Annotated in this window: 1 protein-coding gene; it reads left to right on the forward strand. The window is 73.4% G+C overall.

Annotated elements, in window-relative coordinates:
* Positions 1-1,008: AMP-binding protein (locus tag DQW06_RS00855; protein WP_157983317.1), on the forward strand; the 1,008-nt coding region annotated here is incomplete at its 5' end.
* Between the last annotated feature and the right edge of the window lie 44 nt (positions 1,009-1,052).

The raw sequence follows: 1,052 nt of genomic DNA on the forward strand, positions 1-1,052 counted from the left end.
CACCCGTCGCCCTCCACCACCCTCAACGGACGGCCTTCGGCCGCAGCAACTCCCCAGCCCGACCTGGGCGCCCTGTGGGACCTGGCCGCCGAGGCCGGGGTCACCGTCTTCGGCACCAGCGCCGGGTTCCTCTCCTCCTGCATGAAGGAGGGCGTCCACCCCCGCCGGGGCCGCGACCTGTCCGCGCTCAAGGCCATCGGCTCCACCGGCTCGCCGCTCAGCCCCGAGGCCTTCTCCTGGGTCTACGAGGAGTTCGGCGAGGACCTGTGGCTGTTCTCCACCTCCGGCGGCACCGACGTGTGCAGCTGCCTGGTCGGCGGCACCCCGACCCTGCCCGTCCACGAGGGCGAGATCCAGTCCCGGGCCCTGGGCATGGCCGTGGCCTCCTGGGACCCCGACGGCAAGGAGCTGGTCAACGAGGTCGGCGAACTCGTCGTCACCGAGCCCGCCCCGTCCATGCCGCTGTTCCTGTGGGGCGACGACAGCGGCGAGCGGCTGCGCGAGAGCTACTTCTCCGTCTACCCGGGCGTCTGGCGGCACGGCGACTGGATCGCGATCACCGACCGCGGCACCGCGGTCATCTACGGCCGCTCCGACTCCACCATCAACCGCGGCGGCGTGCGCATGGGCACCAGCGAGATCTACCGCGCGGTCCTGGCTCTGGACGAGGTCGTCGACGCGCTGGTCGTGGACGTGCCCCAGGCCGACGGCTCCTCCCGGATCGAGCTGTTCACCGTGCTGCGGGAGGGCGCCGACCTGGAGGGCGACCTGCCCCGGGAGATCGCCCGCCGCATCCGCACCGACTGCTCGCCCCGCCACGTGCCCGACCGCGTCCGCGTCATCGGCGCGGTGCCCCGGACCCTGTCGGGCAAGGTCCTGGAGGTGCCGGTCAAGCGCATCCTCATGGGGGAGCGGCCCGACCGGGTCGCCAGCCGCGACTCACTGGCCAACCCCGAGGCGCTCGACTTCTTCAGCACCCTGGCCGGGGAGCGGGAGAACACGGGCTGACGGCGACCGCGCCGGGGCACGTGGCCGGTGACGGCCACGTGCCC

The organism is Nocardiopsis sp. TNDT3, assembly GCF_003427465.1.
GTDB lineage: Bacteria > Actinomycetota > Actinomycetes > Streptosporangiales > Streptosporangiaceae > Nocardiopsis > Nocardiopsis dassonvillei.